The sequence below is a fragment of the Kitasatospora sp. NPDC057198 genome (assembly GCF_042670125.1).
GTDB lineage: Bacteria > Actinomycetota > Actinomycetes > Streptomycetales > Streptomycetaceae > Kitasatospora.
In genome coordinates, this window is the sequence record NZ_JBHUWH010000123.1 from 1 (window position 1) to 18061 (window position 18061).

The window sequence follows — 18061 nt, forward strand, 5'->3', positions numbered from 1 at the left end:
CGGGTGCGGTCATCGGTGCAGCGGTCCTCTCAGCAGGAGCCCGTCACGGGGCCCGTCAAAAAAACCGGCCGGGACCGGCGGGGGCGCACAGCCCCTCCCGCCGCTCCCGGCCCGGGTCGTACGGGTCTCACCGGCCGTTGAAGGCGTCCTTCAGCCGGGAGAACAGGCCCTGCTGGCCGGGCGCGAACTGCCCGGAGGGACGCTCCTCGCCGCGGAGCATGGCGAGCCGCCGCAGCAGTTCCTCCTGCTCCGGGTCGAGCTTGGTGGGCGTCTGCACCTCGACGTGCACTATCAGGTCGCCCCGGCCGCCGCCGCGCAGGTGGGTGATGCCGCGGCCGTGCAGCGGGATCGACTGGCCGGACTGGGTGCCGGGCCGGATGTCGACCTCCTCCAGGCCGTCGAGGGTCTGCAGCGGCACCTGGGTGCCGAGCGACGCGGCGGTCATCGGGATGGTGACGGTGCAGTGCAGGTCGTCCCCGCGCCGCTGGAAGGTCGGGTGGCTGGTCTCGGCGATCTCGACGTACAGGTCGCCGGCCGGGCCGCCGCCGGGGCCGACCTCGCCCTCGCCGGCCAGCTGGATCCGGGTGCCGTTGTCGACGCCGGCCGGGATCTTGACGGTGAGGGTGCGCCGGGCGCGGACCCGGCCGTCGCCCGCGCACTCGGGGCAGGGGGTGGGGACGACGGTGCCGAAGCCCTGGCACTGCGGGCAGGGGCGGGAGGTCATGACCTGGCCCAGGAAGGACCGGGTGACCTGGGAGACCTCGCCCTTGCCGCGGCACATGTCGCAGGTCTGCGCGGAGGTGCCGGGGGCTGCGCCCTCGCCACTGCAGGTGGTGCAGGTGACGGCGGTGTCGACCTGGAGTTCCTTGGTGGTGCCGAAGGCGGCCTCCTCCAGGGTGATCTCCAGCCGGATCATGGCGTCCTGGCCGCGCCGGGTGCGCGAGCGCGGGCCGCGCTGGCCGGTGGCGGCGCCGAAGAAGGCGTCCATGATGTCGGAGAAGCCGAACCCGGCCGCGCCCGCGCCGAAGCCGCCCCCGCCGCCGCCCGGCGACAGCGGGTCGCCGCCCAGGTCGTAGACCTGACGCTTCTGCGGGTCGGAGAGCACCTCGTAGGCGGCGTTGATCTCCTTGAACCGCTCCTGCGTCTTCGGGTCCGGGTTGACGTCCGGGTGCAGTTCACGGGCGAGGCGCCGGAACGCCTTCTTGATCTCGTCCTGCCCCGCGTCGCGTCGGACGCCGAGTACCGCGTAGTAGTCCGTGGCCACCAAATGCTCCGGTTTGTTCCGCCTCTAGAAGTGCCTGCGACAGCACGCTGCTTGTTGCGCCGTTCCGCTTCCCGCTGCGCCTGCGCCGTTCCGTTACGACTCCGCCAGGATCTGGCCGACGTACCGTGCCACCGCGCGCACCGCCCCCATTGTGCCCGGGTAATCCATCCGGGTCGGACCGATCACTCCCAGCTTTGCCACGCTCTGGTCGCCCGAACCGTAACCGACCGAGACCACGGACGTGGAATTGAGCCCCTCGTACGCGATCTCGTGGCCGATCCGGACCGTCATCGCGGAGTCCGCCGTCTCACCCAGCAGGCGCAACAGCACCACCTGCTCCTCCAGGGCCTCCAGGACCGGGCGGATGGTGAGCGGGAAGTCGTGGCCGAAGCGGGTCAGGTTGGCGGTGCCCGCCAGCATGATCCGCTCCTCGTTCTGTTCGGCCAGCGCCTCGAACAGGACCGCCAGCACGGTGCTGACGGCGGGCCGGTCGGCGGCCTCGAAGCCGGCCGGCAGGTCCTCCAGGACGGTCGGCACCTCGGGCAGCCGGCAGCCGCCCGCCATGCCGTTCAGCCTGGCCCGCAGGTCGCCGAGCAGGGCCTCGCCGACCGGGGCCGGGCAGTCGACCATCCGCTGCTCGACCCGGCCGGTGTTGGTGATCAGCACCAGCATCAGCTTGGTCGGGGTGAGCGACACCAGTTCGATGTGCCGCACGGTGGAGCGGGTCAGCGAGGGGTACTGGACGACCGCGACCTGCCGGGTCAGCTGGGCGAGCAGCCGCACCGTCCGGGCCACCACGTCGTCCAGGTCGACCGCGCCCTCCAGGAAGTGCCGGATCGCCCGGCGCTCCGGGGCGGTCATCGGCTTGACCTCGGCCAGCCGGTCGACGAACAGCCGGTAGCCCTTGTCGGTGGGGATCCGGCCCGCACTGGTGTGCGGCTGGTGGATGTACCCCTCCTCCTCCAGCGCGGACATGTCGTTGCGGACGGTGGCCGGGGAGACGCCCAGGTTGTGCCGCTCCACCAGGGCCTTGGAGCCGACCGGCTCCTCGGTGCCCACGTAGTCCTGGACGATCGCCCGGAGCACCGCGAGCCGCCGCTCGTCGAGCGGCCGGGCGGACGGGCGCGTGTCGATGAGTCGGCCGTCGGGCTTGCCGTCGTCCGGCATGGGCACGCACCTCCGTCGTCGTCCGTTGTTCCGGTGTCCGCTCCGGATTGGCACTCAGCTGGGCAGAGTGCCAGAACCGTACGTGCCAGTGTACGGCCAGGGCCTGACGGCAGGAACGGTGCGCCCGCGTGATCCTCGTCCGAAGAACCCGCGACGCGCCCGGGGCGTGTCCCGTTCCCACCGAATTCCCACCGTTTCGGATGGTGCCCCCGGGCCCGCCCGGTGGCAGCATCGAAGGCGAGCGGGGCAGCCGGGCGAGCGGCCGGGCCCGGCCCGCGCGAGGCAGAGGAGGAGCAGCGATGTCGGCTTCCCAGCACTCCAGGTTCGCCCCCGACCGCGGCCTGACCGGCCGGATGGTCACCACCATGTTCCTGATCGGGCTGCTCTACGTGGGCTTCACCGGTCTGCTGATCGTGCTGCTGCGCGGCGCCTGGCCGCTGGTGGTGCTGATCTCCGGCGGCCTGTTCGTCGCCCAGTTCTGGTTCTCCGACAGGATCACCGAGCGGGCGATGGGCGCCCACCGGGTCACCCCCGAGCAGTACCCGCAGCTGCACGGCGCGGTGGACCGGCTGTGCGCGCTGGCCGACATGCCCAAGCCGCGGGTCGCGGTCGCCGACAACGACATGCCCAACGCCTTCGCCACCGGCCGCAACCCGCAGAACGCGGTGGTCTGCGTGACCACCGGGCTGCTGCGCCGCCTGGAGCCGGAGGAGCTGGAGGGCGTGCTGGCCCACGAGCTGTCGCACGTCGCGCACCGGGACGTCGCGGTGATGACGGTGGCCGGCTTCCTCGGCGTGCTGGCCGGCGCGATGACCAGGATCGCCCTGTACGGCGGCATGATGGGCGGCGGCAACCGCAACAGCAACGACCAGAACGCGGCGATCGCGATGGTGCTGATCCCGCTGGCCTCGATGGTGGTGTACGCGATCAGCTTCCTGCTGACCAGGCTGCTGTCCCGCTACCGCGAGCTGGCCGCCGACCGGGCCGCCGCCCAGCTGACCGGCCGGCCCGCGGCACTGGCCTCGGCACTGACCAAGGTGACCGGGCAGATCGCCGCCATCCCGACCAAGGACCTGCGGCAGGCCCAGCCGTACAACGCCTTCTACTTCGCCCCGGCGCTGAGCGCCCGGGAGACGGCCTCGCAGCTGCTGGCCACCCACCCGTCGCTGGAGCAGCGGCTGGCGCAGCTGCGGAAGGTCTCCGAGGAACTCGGGCACTGAGCCCGCCCCCTCCCCCCGACACGAGGAGCGCTGCACGTGGGATTCCTGGACGCCCTGTTCGGCCGGAGCAAGCCGGTCAAGCCCGACCTCGACCAGCTGTTCGGCGTCCCGTCGGCGGCGCTGACCCTGCGGGCCGCCAAGGGGTTCGAGCCGACCGGCCTCGGCTCGGTGTGCTTCGCCGCGGTCGAGGGCGCGGCGTTCACCGAGGTGCAGCAGCAGGTCCGGGCGCTGCTGGACGCGGACACCGGGCGCGGCGGCGTCCCGGTCGAGGCGTCCCGGGACGCGTACGGGTACTCCTGGCTGCTGGCCCGACACACCCCCGACGAGCTGCCCGACCTGGTCAACGACCTGCACGCGGTCAACAGCGAACTGGAGGCGAACGGCTTCGGGCCGCAACTGCTCTGCTCGCTGGTCGGCTTCCGGGACGGCGAGGGCCGCTCGCTGGCGCTGGTGTACCTGTACAAGCGCGGCACCTTCTACCCGATGTGCAAGGTCGCCGGGCAGGAGAAGCGGAACAACCCGCTGGAGATCGAGGTCTCGAACCTGCTCCGCGACGACCTGCGGATCGAGTCGGACCTGTCGCGCTGGTTCCCGGTCTGGGGCGCGCCGGGCATCGAGGACTGAGCCCCCGCCCCCGCCCGGCCCCCCACCCGGCAGAGGGCACTCACCCGGCGGAGACGCTCACCCGGCGGGGGCGCTCCGGTAGGCGGCCGCGGCCGCGCTGACGGCCCGCAGCAGGTCCGGGGACTCCTGCTCGCTGACCACCTCCTGGACGATCAGCAGCACGTCGTCGCCGGCGGGCAGCACGGCGGTCCGCTCGACCCAGGTGAGGTCGAGGGCGTCGGAGTGATCGGCCCTGCGCAGCAGCAGGCCCTCGCCGAGCGGGCCGCCGTCGAGCGGCTCGGCGGTGACGGTCCGCTCCATCCGGTCGCTCCCGTCGCCCCTGGCGACGGGCCCGGCGCAGCGCAGCGCGGCGGCCCGCAGCTCGGCGACCACCTGGGCGGCCCGGCCTGGCGGGTAGCGGTCCAGCGACTCCTGGCCGAACCAGCCCAGGTCCTCCGCGTCGTCGTCGGCCGGGTAGCGCTGCAGCCCCACCGCGACGTCCTCCAGCGGCGGGGCGTGCCTGGTCACGTAGGCGCTGACCCCGATGTCGTCACAGGAGATCGACGCCAGCGGTTCCGGGCTCGGGTCGGCCGGGCCGCCGGGCGCCCGGGTGGTCGTCGACTCCACCTCGCTGGTGTTCAGCGTGAAGCCGACCGGCAGCCGCAGCTGGGTCAGCAGCCCGTCCCGCAGCACTCGCGGCGCCCGCCCGCCGGTGCTGCCGGCCCCGCCACTGCCCGTTCCCGCCTTCCCACCGCCGCCGACCGTCCCGTCCGTGGCCGTCCCGCTGGTGGCCGCCGCGTCACCGGTGGCCGCCGCGTCACCGGCCTTCCGGGCGGCACCGCTCCCCTCGCCGCCCTCCGAGTAGCCGACGGCCGCGCCCAGCACCACCGCGACGGCCACCACCGCCGTCCACCACCACCGCCGCCGCCCGTACACCCGTTCCCCTCCGCCCGCCGCGTCGCCCGCCGCGACTGCCGGAAAATATCGCACGCCGCCGGCCGGGCGGTGCACCCGGGGTGGTCAGCCGTGATCGACTGGAGCTCCCTCCCCGACCGTGCCCCCTCCGACGCCGAACTGGCCGCCGTCAGCGCGGCGTTGCGCTCACCCGACCCCGTGGAGCGCGACGAGCGCGCCTACCCGCGGCTGGCCGGCTGGGTACCCGGGCTGCCGGAGGAGCGCCGGCCGGCGCTCGGCGACGCGATGGCGGCCCGCTTCACAGATTCCGAGGTCCAGGCCCGGACGTTCGCCCCGCTGGTGCTGGCCGCTGTGGCGCGGGCCGGCACCCTGCGGCCCGACTGGCCGGACGCCTTCGCCCGCTGGTACCCGGCCGAGACCGACCTGCGCGGCCACCACCCCGAGCTCGGCTGGCTGCACGCGGTCGCGCATGGCGCCGACCTGCTCGCCGCGTTCGGGCAGCACCCGGAGGTCGACCCCGAGCCGCTGACCGTGCTCGGCGCGGCCCGGCTGCTCGCCCCGACCGACCACGTCTTCGATGCCATGGAGGACGACCGCCTCGGCCACGCGCTCGCCCTGACCCTGACCCGGTCGGAGCTGACGGAGCGCCAGGAGGTCGGCCGGCTGGACGCGGTGGCCGACGTCTTCGCGGCGGGGCGGCCCGGCCCGGTGCCCGCCGAGGTCTCCAACACCCTGCGCACCCTGCGGGTGGTGCACCTGCCGGCGGTGCGCGGCGTCCGTCCGGCCTGGCGCTCGCCGCAGGTGCGGGCACTGCCGCACGGCGCGGCCGTCGCCGAGCGGATCGCCGGGGTGCTGGCGGTCGCGGCACCGTACGTGGGCTGGACCGGCTGACGGGCCGTCTCCTTCCGTAGACTGCCACCCATGCGGAGCAGGGAGTACGGGCCGGATCTGACCCCGCCGTGGAAGCGGCAGCAGCCCGCCCCGGAGGTGGCGGCGGAGCGGGACCTGGTGGTGGAGGAGGCGGCCACCGGGTTCTGCGGGGCGGTGGTGCGCTGCGAGCGGACGGCCGAGGGGTTCACCGTCACGCTGGAGGACCGCTTCGGCAAGCAGCGGGTGTTCCCGCTGGTACCGCGCGGGTTCCTGCTGGAGGGACGGGCGGTGACGCTGGTGCGGCCCGCCGCGGCGGCTCCGGCCCCGCCGCGCGGCCCGGGGCGGACGGCCTCCGGTTCGGTGGCGGTGCCGGGGGCGCGGGCCCGGGTGGCCCGCGAGTCGCGGATCTACGTCGAGGGCCGGCACGACGCCGAGCTGGTCGAACGGGTCTGGGGCGACGACCTGCGGATCGAGGGCGTGGTGGTGGAGTACCTGGAGGGCGTGGACGACCTGCCCGCCATCGTCGACGCCTTCGCCCCCGGCCCCGGCCGCCGACTGGGCGTGCTGGTCGACCACCTGCTGCCCGGCACCAAGGAGCACCGGATCGCCGAACGGGTGACCGGCGACCACGTGCTGGTCGTCGGCCACCCGTACGTGGACGTCTGGCAGGCCGTCAAACCCTCCGCCCTGGGCATCGCCGGGTGGCCCGAGGTGCCGCGCGGCGAGGTCTGGAAGGAGGGGGTGTGCCGCCGGCTGGGCTGGCCGGTGGACACCCCCGCCGCCTGGAAGCGGATCCTCGCCGCGGTCGACGGCTGGAAGGACCTGGAGCCGGAACTGCTGGGACGGGTCGAGGAGTTGATCGACTTCGTCACCCTGCCCGGCGGGGCGGACGGCTGACGGCGCTCAGTCCCATGACGGTTCGACCAGTTCGGCGTTCCAGCCGCCCGGGCTGCCGGACGGGGTCGGGATCCCGGTGCCGGAGGGGACGGGCGCGGTCGGGATCGGCGTCACCTCCCCGGCCGGGGCGACGCCGGTCGGCGGGGCACCGGTCGGCGAGGGGCTCTGCTGGCGCAGCTGGGTGCCGCGCAGCGCGGGCAGGCAGACGGGCACCGTGTCGGTCACCGTGGCGTTGAAGATCCACTGTCCGCCGTCGTAGGCCCAGAACCGCAGCAGCACCGTCGCGCCGGCCGGGATCTTCGCGGGGTCGATCACCGTCCCGTTGTGCTGGGCGCCGTGGGCGGGCCGGACCGCGTCCGGGGCCAGCGACCGCTGCTCGGGGGCGACCGGACAGTCGTCGGCGGCACCCTGCACGCGCTTGAGCCCGGCCGCCTTCACGCCGTGCGCCTGCAACTCGGCGACCATGTCCGGCAGTCCGGCCGGGTCGCGCAGTTCGAGCAGGAAGGTGCCGTCGGACTCCTCGGTGACCGCGTACGCGGCGTTGCCGCCGTGCTCGCCGCCGAGCACGGCGGGCAGCACCACGGCGGTGGTGACGGCCGCCGCGCCGACCGCGAGGGCGGCGAGCAGCGGGCGGCGGCGCACCGCACTGCGGCGCTGAGCAGGGACGGCGGCGGCGCGCTCGGCGGCCATGGCGATCAGTTCCTCACCGAGCTTGCGCTCGAAGGCGGCGGTGGTCGGGGCGGACGGGGTGCGGTCGGCGCTGGTCACGGGGTCACCTCGAGCATCAGTTCGGCTTTGGCGGGGCGGCGGAGCGGCGGCTCGACGGCCGGGCGGGCGGCCTCGGGCCCGGCACCCAGCCGGCGGCGGGCGCGGTGCATCCGGACCCGGACGGTGGCCTGGGAGACGCCGAGGGCCTGGGCCGCCTCGGCGGTGCTCAGGCCGTCCATGACGACCAGGTCGAGGACCTCGCGCAGCGGGGCGCTGAGCCCGGCGTGCCGCTGCGCGAGGTCGCGGACGGCGCGCTCGGCGTCGATCCGCTCCTCCAGGGCGAGGATGTCCTCCTCGGCGAGCAGCCGGCGGCCCTGCAGCCGGCCGAGCGCGCGGCGCTCGCGGTCGCCGCCCCGGCGGTGTCCGGCGATGGTGTTGCGGGCGATGCCGTACAGCCAGCCGATCGCGCTGCCGCGCTCGGGCCGGTAGCCGTCGGCGGCCTCCAGGGCGGCGACGAAGATGTCGGCGGTCAGGTCGGCGGCCAGGTGCGGGTCGCTGACCCGGCGGGTGACGAAGCCGAGTACCGCGTCGACGTGCTGGTGGTAGAACGCGCCGAAGCCGTCCGGGGTGGTCAGTTCCGGCGGGCGGTCCTCGGGACTCGCGGCGCGCCGTGGTCGCTCGGGTATGCGCATGCGTCCCTTCCTCGGTCGGGGAACCCGTGCGGTTCCTTCACCGAGTACTTGGCCGCAGCGCGCCGGACCGTTTCACCCCGCCCCCGCCACCGCCCTCGTCCCGTCCCGCCCCGCCCCGTCCCGGGCTCAGTCGACCAGGTCGCGGACCACCCCGTCCGCCAGCAGCCGCCCGCGCAGGGTCAGCGCCGCCCGGCCCGCCGCGTACGGTACGGGCTCCAGCAGGCCGTCGGCGAGCGCCCGGTCGGCGGCGGCGCGGCCGGCCGCGGTGAGCAGGTCGAGCGGGCAGCCCTCGACCAGGCGCAGTTCGAGCAGGATCCGCTCGACCCGGCGGTCCTCGTCGGCCAGCACCTCGCGGCCGAGCGCGGGGGTGCGGCCCTCGGCGAGGGCCTGCGCGTACGCGGCGGGGTGCTTGGCGTTCCACCAGCGGACGCCGCCGACGTGGCTGTGCGCGCCGGGGCCGGCGCCCCACCAGTCGGCGCCGGTCCAGTAGAGCTCGTTGTGGCGGCAGCGGCCCTCGGGGGCGGTGGCCCAGTTGGAGACCTCGTACCAGTGGTACCCGGCGGCGGCGAGCGCCGTCTCGGCCATCAGGTAGCGGTCGGCGTGCACGTCGTCGTCGATCATCGGCAGTTCGCCGCGCTTGACCCGGGCGGCCAGCCGGGTGCCGTCCTCGACGATCAGCGAGTAGGCGGAGACGTGGTCCGGTCCGGCGCCGATCGCCGCGTCCAGCGACGCCTGCCAGTCCTGGTCGCTCTCGCCGGGGGTGCCGTAGATCAGGTCGAGGTTGACGTGCTCGAAGCCGGCCGCGCGGGCCTCGGCGACGCAGGCTTCGGGGCGGCCGGGGGTGTGGTGGCGGTCGAGCAGGGCGAGCACGTGCGGGCGGGCGCTCTGCATGCCGAAGGAGATCCGGTTGTAGCCGCCCGCGCGCAGTTCGGCCAGGTACGCCGGGTCGACGGACTCCGGGTTGGCCTCGGTGGTGACCTCGGCGCCGGGGGCGAGCCCGAACTCCTCGCGCAGCGCGGCCAGCATCCGCACCAGGTCGCGGGCGGGCAGCAGGGTCGGGGTGCCGCCGCCGAGGAAGACCGTCCCGACCGGCAGGTCCGCGTCGCCGAGGACGCGGCGGGCCAGCCGGATCTCGGCGATCACGTTGTCCGCGTACGTCTCCTGCGAGGCGACGGCGCCGGAGGAGCGCAGTTCGGTGGCGGTGTAGGTGTTGAAGTCGCAGTAGCCGCAGCGGCTGGCGCAGTACGGCACGTGCAGGTAGAAGCCGAACGGCCGCCCGCCGAGTCCGTGCAGGGCGTGGGCGGGCAGCGAGCCGTCGGACGGCACGGGTTCGCCGTCGGGGAGTGCGGAGGGCATGCGCCCATTGTCCGGTAGCGGCCGGCGAAACCCGAAAGGGGGCCGAGGGCCGCACCGGACGGGCGGCGGGCTCACGCCTCGTTGGTGCCCGTGTACATCGCGCTGACCTCGTCGGCGTACGTCCGCTCGACCACCGGGCGCTTGATCTTCAGGCTCGGGGTGAGCTCGCCGTGCTCGATGTCCAGGTCGCGCGGCAGCAGCGTGAACTTCTTGATCGTCTGCCAGCGCTGCAGCCCGCCGTTGAGGCGCTGCACGAAGCCGTCGATCAGCTCGACGGTGGCCGGGTCGGCGACCACCTGGGCGTACGGCTTGCCGGCCAGGCCGTGCTCGGCGGCCCACGGCATGATCACCGTCTCGTCCAGGCCGATCAGCGCGGTGCAGTAGGTGCGGCCGTGGCCGATCACCAGGACGTTGCTGACGAACGGGCAGATCGCCTTGAACTTGCCCTCCACCTCGCTGGGGGCGACGTACTTGCCGTTGGAGGTCTTGAACATGTCCTTCTTGCGGTCGGTGATCCGCAGGTAGCCGCCCTCGGTCAGCTCGCCGATGTCGCCGGTGTGGAACCAGCCGTCCGGCTCCAGCACCTCGGCGGTCTGCTCGGGCATCTCGTGGTAGCCGCGCATCACGCCGGGGCCGCGCAGCAGGATCTCGCCGTCCTCGCCGATCCGGACCTCGGTGCCGGGCAGCGGCGGGCCGACGGTGCCGACCCGGAAGTCCTCGGCCCGGTTGACCGTGGAGCCGGCCGAGGTCTCGGTCAGGCCGTAGCCCTCCAGCACCGGGACGCCCGCGCCCTTGAAGAAGTAGCCGATCTCCGGGGCCAGCGCCGCGCTGCCGGACACCGCGCCGCGCAGCCGGCCGCCGAACGCGGCCCGGATCTTGGTGTACACCAGCCTGTCAGCCAGCGAGTGCCGCAGCCGCAGGCCCAGCGGGGCGCTCTCCCGGCCGGTGGCGATCTGCGCGGCCTGGACGGTCTGCGCGTACTCGCGGGCCACCTTGGCCGCCCACATGAAGATCTTGTACTTGGCGCCGCCCTCGGCCCGGGCCTTGCCCGCGATGCCGTTGTAGACCTTCTCGAAGATCCGCGGCGCGGAGGCCATCAGGGTCGGGCGGATCTCCGGCAGGTTGTGGATGATCCGGTCCACCCGGCCGTCCACCGCCATCACGTGGCCGGTGGCGATCTGCCCGGAGATCAGCGTCTTGCCGAACACGTGCGACAGCGGCAGCCACATGAACTGCACGTCGTCCGCGCGCAGCAGCCCGCTCTCCTCCTGCGCCACGCCCTCGTACGCCCAGCAGTCGTGCACCAGGCGCACGCCCTTGGGGCGGCCGGTGGTGCCGGAGGTGTAGATCAGGGTGGCGAGCTGCTCCTTGTCGAGCGAGTCGACGGCCTTCTCCACCGCGTCCGGGTGCTCGGCCAGGTAGGCGGTGCCGCGCTCCTCCAGCTCGGCCAGGGTGAGCACGGTCAGGCCGTCGGCCTGCGGCAGCCCGCCGTCCGGGGCGTCGAACAGGACCACCCACTCCAGCGCGGGCAGCGCGTCCTTCTGCTCGACGGCCTTGCGCAGCTGGCCCTCGTTCTCGGCGAACAGCGCGCGGCTGCCGGAGTTGGCCAGGATGAACGCGGTCTCGTCGGCGTTGGTGCTCGGGTAGACGGTGGTGGTGGCCGCGCCGGCGCACATGTTGCCCAGGTCGGCGATGATCCACTCGATCCGGGTGGCGGAGGCGATCGCGACCCGGTCCTCGGCCCGTACGCCCAGCGCCATCAGCCCGGCCGCCACCGCGGCGATCCGCCGGTACGCCTGCGCCCAGGTCAGCGAGCGCCACTGCTCGGCGCCCGGCGCGCTGTCCGCGGCCTGCTCGTCCACCGGAACCGGGTACCGGTACGCCTCGCCGTTCGGGGTGGCCCTTACCCTGCTGAGCAACAGGTGCGCCACGGAGGGCGGACGCCGCTCGATCACGGACTGCACTGGACTCAACGGGGACCTCCGGGGACAGGTGGACCGAGCGTGGGCGGACACCGGCCGCGGGGCGGCCGGACACCGACTTAACCGGCGAGTAACAAGAGGGCACCAGCAGCCTAGGGGGTGGGGAGCCGATCCGTAAGGGGGTGACGCGAGGCGGCACACCCCTGGGTCGGCAGTGCAGCAGCGGTTCCGACGTGAAGCTTTCCCACAGGTACCCGAATTTGGGATGCGCATATCCCCTTCGCAGACGAGAGTGTCACGGTGCTTTTCAGACTCCTACGAGCCCATCTGACCCCCTACTCCCGGGACATCACCCTGCTGGTGCTGCTGCAGCTGGTGTCCACCATCGGCATGCTGTACCTGCCGACGCTGAACGCGGACATCATCGACAGCGGCGTGCTCAAGGGCGACACCGGCTACATCCTGCGCGTCGGCGGCGTGATGGTCGGCGTGTCGCTCGCCCAGGCCGTCTGCTCGATCGGCGCGGTCCACTACGGCGCGCGCACCGCCATGGCCATCGGCCGGGACATCCGCGGCGCGGTGTTCTCCCGGGTGCAGGACTTCTCCGCCCGTGAACTCAACCAGTTCGGCGCCCCCTCGCTGATCACCCGGACCACCAACGACGTCCAGCAGGTCCAGATGCTGGCCCTGATGACCTTCACGCTGATGGTCGCCGCGCCGATCATGTGCGTCGGCGGCGTCGTCATGGCGCTCAACCAGGACGTGCCGCTGTCCGCCCTGCTGCTGGCCGTGGTGCCCGTGCTGGGCGCGGTGGTCACCGTGCTGGTCTCCAGGATGCGTCCGCAGTTCCGCGGCATGCAGACCCGGATCGACGCGGTCAACCGGATCATGCGCGAGCAGATCACCGGCATCCGGGTCATCCGGGCCTTCGTCAAGGACGACCACGAGAAGGCCCGCTTCACCGGAGCCAACGGCGAACTCGCCGACTACTCGCTGCGGGTGGGCCGGCTGATGTCGCTGATGTTCCCGATCGTGATGGGCGTGGTGAACGTCTCCAGCGTCGCCGTCTTCTGGTTCGGCGCGCACCGGATCGAGAGCGGTGGCATGCAGATCGGCGCGCTCACCGCGTTCCTCTCCTACCTGATGCAGATCCTGATGAGCGTCATGATGGCCACCTTCATGTTCATGATGGTGCCGCGCGCCGAGGTCTGCGCCGAGCGCATCCAGGAGGTGCTGGACACCGAGTCCAGCGTCGTCGCGCCGCTGCACCCGGTCACCGAACTGCGCGACCGCGGCAGCCTGGAACTGCGCGGCGTCGACTTCCGCTACCCGGGCGCCGAGGCCCCGGTGCTGCGCGGCATCGACCTGACCGCCCGCCCCGGGCAGACCACCGCCGTCATCGGCTCCACCGGCTCCGGCAAGACCACCCTGCTCGGGCTGGTCCCCCGGCTGTTCGACGCCACCGGCGGCCAGGTCCTGATCGACGGCGTGGACGTCCGCGAACTCGACCCGGTCAAGCTCTCCGAGATCATCGGCCTCGTCCCGCAGAAGCCGTACCTGTTCTCCGGCACCGTCGCCTCCAACCTGCGCTACGGCAAGCCCGACGCCACCGACGAGGAGCTCTGGCAGGCGCTGGAGACCGCCCAGGCCAAGGACTTCGTGCAGAAGCTCCCCGAGGGCCTGGACGCCCCGATCGCCCAGGGCGGCACCAACGTCTCCGGCGGGCAGCGCCAGCGCCTGGCGATCGCCCGCGCGCTGGTCCGCAAGCCCGAGATCTACCTGTTCGACGACTCCTTCTCGGCCCTCGACTACGCCACCGACGCCCGGCTGCGCGCCGCGCTCGCCCAGGAGACCGGCGACGCCACCGTGGTGATCGTCGCCCAGCGGGTCTCCACCATCCGCGACGCGGACCGGATCGTCGTCCTCGACGAGGGCGCCGTCGTCGGCACCGGCACCCACCGGGAACTGATGGCCGACAACCCGACGTACCGGGAGATCGTGCTCTCCCAGCTCACCGAGCAGGAGGCGGCGTGACCAGCCCCGAGACCCCCGAGTCTCCCGAGACCCCCGGCGCGCCCGACCTGTCCAAGGCCGGGGCGCCGTCGCCGGACGCCGCGGCGAAGTCCTCCTCGCAGGAGGCCGCCGCCCGGCGCGGCGGGGGCGGTCCGGGCCGGTTCATGGGCGCCCAGGGCACCGAGAAGTCCAAGGACTTCGGCGGCTCCGCGAAGCGCCTGTTCACCCTGCTCGGGCCCGAGCGCAAACTGCTGTTCACCGTACTGGGCTTCGGCGTGCTCGCCATCGGCTGCCAGGTGGCCGGCCCCCGGGTGCTCGGCAGGGCGACCGACCTGATCGTGGCCGGCGCCACCGGGCCGCAGTTCGCCGGAGCCCCCAGCAAGCAGGCCGTCCTGGACGCGATGCGCGCCAAGGGCGAGGGCTCCCTGGCCGACCTGCTCTCCACCATCGACTTCACGCCCGGCCAGGGCATGGACTTCGGCGCCATCGGCAGCGTCCTGCTCTGGGTGCTCGGCATCTACCTGGCCGCGGTCCTGTTCGGCGTGGTGCAGGGCCGGCTGGCCGCGCTGGCGATCAACCGGACGGTGTTCCGGCTGCGCGAGGAGGTCGAGGCGAAGCTGTCCCGGCTGCCGCTCAGCTACTTCGACCGGCAGTCGCGCGGCGAGGTGCTCAGCCGGGTCACCAACGACATCGACAACATCAACCAGTCCATGCAGCAGACCATGGGCCAGGTGGTGAACTCGCTGCTCACCATCGTCGGCGTGCTGGCGATGATGTTCTGGATCTCCCCGCTGCTGGCCGTGATCGCGCTGGTCTCGGTGCCGGTCTCGGTGGTCGTCGCCACCAAGGTCGGCAAGCGCGCCCAGCCGCAGTTCATCAAGCAGTGGGGCTCCACCGGCAAGCTGAACGCGCACATCGAGGAGATGTTCACCGGGCACAGCCTGGTGAAGGTCTTCGGCCGCCAGAAGGAGGCCGCCGAGCTCTTCGAGCAGGAGAACCAGGCGCTCTACGAGGCGTCCTTCAAGGCGCAGTTCATCTCCGGCATCATCCAGCCCGCGATGATGCTGGTCGGCAACATCAACTACGTGCTGGTCGCGGTGGTCGGCGGCCTGCGGGTGGCCTCCGGCGCGCTGTCGATCGGTGACGTGCAGGCGTTCATCCAGTACTCCCGGCAGTTCAGCCAGCCGCTCAGCCAGGTCGCCTCGATGGCCAACCTGGTGCAGTCCGGCGTGGCCTCCGCCGAGCGGGTCTTCGAACTGCTGGACGCCGAGGAGCAGTCCCCCGAGCCCCAGCACCCCGAGCGCCCCGCCGAACTCCGCGGCCGGGTCGCCTTCGAGGACGTCTCCTTCCGCTACGACCCCGCCAAGCCGCTCATCGACGGCCTGTCCCTGAAGGTCGAGCCCGGCCACACGGTGGCCATCGTCGGCCCGACCGGCGCCGGCAAGACCACCATGGTCAACCTGCTGATGCGCTTCTACGAGGTCAGCGGCGGCCGGATCACCCTGGACGGCGTGGACATCGCCGCGATGTCCCGCGAGGACCTGCGCTCCGGCATCGGCATGGTCCTCCAGGACACCTGGCTGTTCGGCGGCACCATCGCCGAGAACATCGCGTACGGCGCCGAGTCCGCCACCCGCGAACAGGTCGTCGCGGCGGCGAAGGCCGCCCACGTCGACCGCTTCGTGCGGACCCTGCCCGAGGGCTACGACACCGTCCTGGACGACGAGGGCACCGGCGTCAGCGCCGGCGAGAAGCAGCTGATCACCATCGCCCGCGCCTTCCTCGCCCAGCCCTCGATCCTGGTCCTGGACGAGGCCACCAGCTCCGTCGACACCCGCACCGAGGTGCTGATCCAGCGCGCGATGGCCGAACTGCGCACCGGCCGCACCAGTTTCGTGATCGCCCACCGCCTCTCCACCATCCGGGACGCCGACGTGATCCTGGTGATGGAGAACGGCTCGATCGTCGAACAGGGCGACCACGACGAGCTGATCGCCGCCGACGGCGCCTACGCCCGCCTCTACCAGGCCCAGTTCGCCCAGGCCGTGGCCGAGGTCGACTGACGCCGCACCGCTCCGGCGCACCGGGGGAGGTCCGCCGCGGCGGGCCTCCCCCGGCCCGTTCCTGAGGCGGGGTCAGCACCGGCTGCCGCGGCCGCCGTTCACCGCGCTACCGTGGCCGGGTGCCCGAACGGAACACCGACGCCACCGCCGGCAGCGCCGCCACCGACGCCACCACCGCCACCACCGCCGCCACCGGCAGCGCCGACAGCGCCGCCGAGGCCGCGGCCGCCGCCTTCCAGGCCGAGCGCCGCTACCTGGGCGCGGTCGCCTACCGCCTGCTGGGCTCGGTCGCCGACGCCGAGGACGTGCTGCAGGACGCCTGGCTGCGCTGGCAGTCCGCCGACCGGTCGGACGTCGCCGACCCGCGCGCGTACCTGACCACGGTGGTGACCCGGCTCTGCTACGACCAGCTGGGCTCGGCCCGGGCCCGCCGGGAGGCGTACGTCGGCGAGTGGCTGCCGGAGCCGGTGCTGACGGCCCCGGGCTCCCCCGCCGAACCGGCCGAACTGGCCGTGCTGGGCGAGCAGGTGTCGGTGGCGATGCTGGCGGTGATGGAGCAGCTGACCCCGGCCGAGCGGGCGGCGTTCGTGCTGCACGACGTGTTCGCGGTCGGCTTCGACGAGATCGCCCCGGCCCTGGAGCGCTCCCCCGAGGCCACCCGCCAGCTCGCCTCGCGGGCCCGCCGCCGGATCCGGGACGGCGGCCGGCGCGGCTCGGTCGACCCGGCCGAGCACCACCGGGTGGTGTCGGCGTTCACCGCCGCGGCGGCCGGCGGCGACCTGGCCGCGCTGGTGTCGATGCTCGACCCCGAGGTGGTCTGGCACGCCGACGGCGGCGGCGTCGTCAACGCGGCGCGCCGCCCGGTGCACGGCGCGCCGTACGTCGCCCGGCTGCTGCGCAAGCTCACCACCCGCGTGGTCGACGCGGAGCACCCGATCGTCCCGGCCGTGGTCAACGGCGAGCCGGGCGCGGTCTGGTACGCGGCGCCCGGCACGGTCGGCGGCGTGATGGCGTTCACCGTCGAGAACGGCCTGGTCACCGCCGTGTACGTGATGGTCAACCCGGCGAAGCTCGGGCACCTCCAGCAGGTGTGACCCGGATCACGGTCACGTTCCGGCGGGCCGCCCCGTCCCCCTTCCACAACCGCCACCGGCGGCGTCACGGAGGAGGACGGGATGACCGAGAACGGGATGACCGGCAAGCACGTCGTGGTGATCGGCGCGGGCTACGCGGGGCTGTCCGCAGCCGCCGGGATCGGGCGCGGACCGGGGAGGGTCACCCTGGTCGCCCCCGAGCGGCGCTTCGGCCACCGCGTCCGGCAGCACGAGATCGCCGCCGGCCACCGGGTGGCCCGCCCCGAGATCGCCCACGTGCTGCGCGGGCGCCGGGTCGTCCACCGGGCCACCCGGGCGGTCGCGCTCGACCTGGCCGCCCGCGAGGTGCACACCGAGGACGGCGGGCGGATCGGGTACGACACCCTGGTGTACGCGCTCGGCAGCCGCACCGCCTGGGGCGGCGTGCCGGGCGCCGCCGAGCACGCGTACTCGGCGGAGCGCGCCGAGGAGTTGCGCCGCCGGCTCGCCGAAGGCCCCGGGACGGGCACGCTGGCCGTGGTCGGCGGCGGGGCGACCGGCATCGAACTGGCCGCCGAACTGGCCGAGGCGTACCCGGCCCGGCGGGTCCGGCTGGTCGCCGCCGGCCCGGTCGGCGGCTGGCTGTCGGAGCGCGGCCGGGCGCACGTCCTGGCGGTGCTCGGCCGCCTCGGGGTGCGGGTCGACGAGCACCACCGGGTCACCGCCGTCACGGCGGACGGGCTGACCTGCGAGAACGGGGACGTCCCGGCGGAGGTGGTGGTGTGGGCCGCCTCGATGGAGCCGCACCCGCTGGCCGCCGCCTGCGGCCTGGCCGTCAACGAACGCGGCCGCGCCCTGGTCGACGACCACCTGCGCTCGCGCTCGCACCCCGAGGTGTACGTGGTCGGCGACGCCGCCACCGTCGAGGTGCCCGGCATCGGCGAACTGCGGATGGCCTGCGCCACCGCGGCACCGCAGGGCCGCTACCTGGCCAAACTGCTCACCGGCCGCACCGGGGCGCCGTTCTCGTACCGGTACGTCACCCAGTGCCTGAGCCTGGGGCGCGGCGAGGCGCTGGTGCAGCTGATCCACGGCGACGACTCGGTGCGGCCCCGGGTGCTGACCGGCCTGACCGGGCGGCTGGTCAAGGCCGGCATCGTCAAGGGCCTGCCGCTGTCGCTGCGCTGAAACGCCGGCGGGCCGGCCCCCCGCCCCCGATCCGGGGAGGTGCCGGCCCGCCCTACAACCCCCCTGACCCGAACGACTTCTTCAACAAGGGGGCCACACCGTCCCTCCAC

The 18061-nt window shown here is 73.7% G+C and carries 15 protein-coding genes; 8 read left to right on the forward strand and 7 right to left on the reverse strand.

The genetic code is table 11. From position 1 onward, the window contains the following. Window positions 1-127: 127 nt before the first annotated feature. Window positions 128-1264 carry a molecular chaperone DnaJ gene (dnaJ, locus tag ACFUEL_RS16400; protein ID WP_380236927.1) on the reverse strand — a complete coding sequence of 379 codons (1137 nt, stop codon included), beginning with the start codon at window positions 1262-1264 and terminating at the stop codon, window positions 128-130. Window positions 1265-1357: 93 nt separating this feature from the next. Then, complete coding sequence (gene hrcA, locus ACFUEL_RS16405; protein WP_380236928.1) at window positions 1358-2431, reverse strand: heat-inducible transcriptional repressor HrcA; 1074 nt, start codon at window positions 2429-2431, stop codon at window positions 1358-1360. Between the two features lie 299 nt (window positions 2432-2730). Between hrcA and htpX the strand changes: the two genes are divergently transcribed. Next, a complete protein-coding gene (gene htpX, locus ACFUEL_RS16410; protein ID WP_380236929.1) occupies window positions 2731-3651 on the forward strand; it encodes a zinc metalloprotease HtpX in 921 nt (306 codons plus the stop codon). A 36-nt stretch (window positions 3652-3687) separates the two neighbouring features. Then, the gene (locus tag ACFUEL_RS16415; protein ID WP_380236930.1) at window positions 3688-4275 is read left to right on the forward strand and encodes a hypothetical protein; all 588 of its coding nucleotides are present in this window, start codon (window positions 3688-3690) and stop codon (window positions 4273-4275) included. 57 nt (window positions 4276-4332) lie between these two features. Here ACFUEL_RS16415 and ACFUEL_RS16420 read toward each other — a convergent pair whose 3' ends face one another. Beyond that, entirely contained in the window at window positions 4333-5190 is an 858-nt protein-coding gene (locus ACFUEL_RS16420) for a hypothetical protein (protein ID WP_380236931.1), read from the reverse strand. 90 nt (window positions 5191-5280) lie between these two features. On the opposite strand from ACFUEL_RS16420, the gene ACFUEL_RS16425 reads away from it, so the two are divergent. Further along, entirely contained in the window at window positions 5281-6060 is a 780-nt protein-coding gene (locus ACFUEL_RS16425; protein ID WP_380236932.1) for a DUF2785 domain-containing protein, read from the forward strand. A gap of 30 nt (window positions 6061-6090) precedes the next feature. Further along, window positions 6091-6936, forward strand: a complete 846-nt coding sequence (locus tag ACFUEL_RS16430) for a DUF3097 domain-containing protein (protein ID WP_380236933.1) — start codon at window positions 6091-6093, stop codon at window positions 6934-6936. Window positions 6937-6942: 6 nt separating this feature from the next. Here ACFUEL_RS16430 and ACFUEL_RS16435 read toward each other — a convergent pair whose 3' ends face one another. The 4 genes from ACFUEL_RS16435 to ACFUEL_RS16450 form a co-directional block, all read right to left on the reverse strand. Then, the gene (locus ACFUEL_RS16435) at window positions 6943-7704 is read right to left on the reverse strand and encodes a hypothetical protein (RefSeq protein ID WP_380236934.1); all 762 of its coding nucleotides are present in this window, start codon (window positions 7702-7704) and stop codon (window positions 6943-6945) included. After that, window positions 7701-8336: an RNA polymerase sigma factor gene (locus tag ACFUEL_RS16440; RefSeq protein WP_380236935.1), complete on the reverse strand. Its 636-nt coding sequence runs from the start codon at window positions 8334-8336 to the stop codon at window positions 7701-7703. Before ACFUEL_RS16440 ends, ACFUEL_RS16435 begins: the two co-directional genes overlap by 4 nt. A 126-nt stretch (window positions 8337-8462) precedes the next feature. Then, window positions 8463-9692 (reverse strand): radical SAM family heme chaperone HemW, encoded by a 1230-nt coding sequence (gene hemW / locus ACFUEL_RS16445; protein ID WP_380236936.1) that lies wholly within the window; start codon window positions 9690-9692, stop codon window positions 8463-8465. A gap of 71 nt (window positions 9693-9763) precedes the next feature. Then, window positions 9764-11665: an AMP-dependent synthetase/ligase gene (locus ACFUEL_RS16450; RefSeq protein WP_380236937.1), complete on the reverse strand. Its 1902-nt coding sequence runs from the start codon at window positions 11663-11665 to the stop codon at window positions 9764-9766. Between the two features lie 249 nt (window positions 11666-11914). On the opposite strand from ACFUEL_RS16450, the gene ACFUEL_RS16455 reads away from it, so the two are divergent. The 4 genes from ACFUEL_RS16455 to ACFUEL_RS16470 all read left to right on the forward strand — a co-directional run bounded on the left by ACFUEL_RS16455 (window position 11915) and on the right by ACFUEL_RS16470 (window position 17951). After that, entirely contained in the window at window positions 11915-13648 is a 1734-nt protein-coding gene (locus tag ACFUEL_RS16455) for an ABC transporter ATP-binding protein (protein ID WP_380236938.1), read from the forward strand. A 143-nt stretch (window positions 13649-13791) separates the two neighbouring features. Continuing rightward, entirely contained in the window at window positions 13792-15690 is a 1899-nt protein-coding gene (locus ACFUEL_RS16460) for an ABC transporter ATP-binding protein (protein ID WP_380236941.1), read from the forward strand. Window positions 15691-15809: 119 nt separating this feature from the next. Next, a complete protein-coding gene (sigJ, locus tag ACFUEL_RS16465; protein ID WP_380236939.1) occupies window positions 15810-16784 on the forward strand; it encodes an RNA polymerase sigma factor SigJ in 975 nt (324 codons plus the stop codon). 81 nt (window positions 16785-16865) lie between these two features. Beyond that, window positions 16866-17951: an NAD(P)/FAD-dependent oxidoreductase gene (locus ACFUEL_RS16470; protein WP_380236940.1), complete on the forward strand. Its 1086-nt coding sequence runs from the start codon at window positions 16866-16868 to the stop codon at window positions 17949-17951. The last annotated feature ends 110 nt before the right edge of the window (window positions 17952-18061 follow it).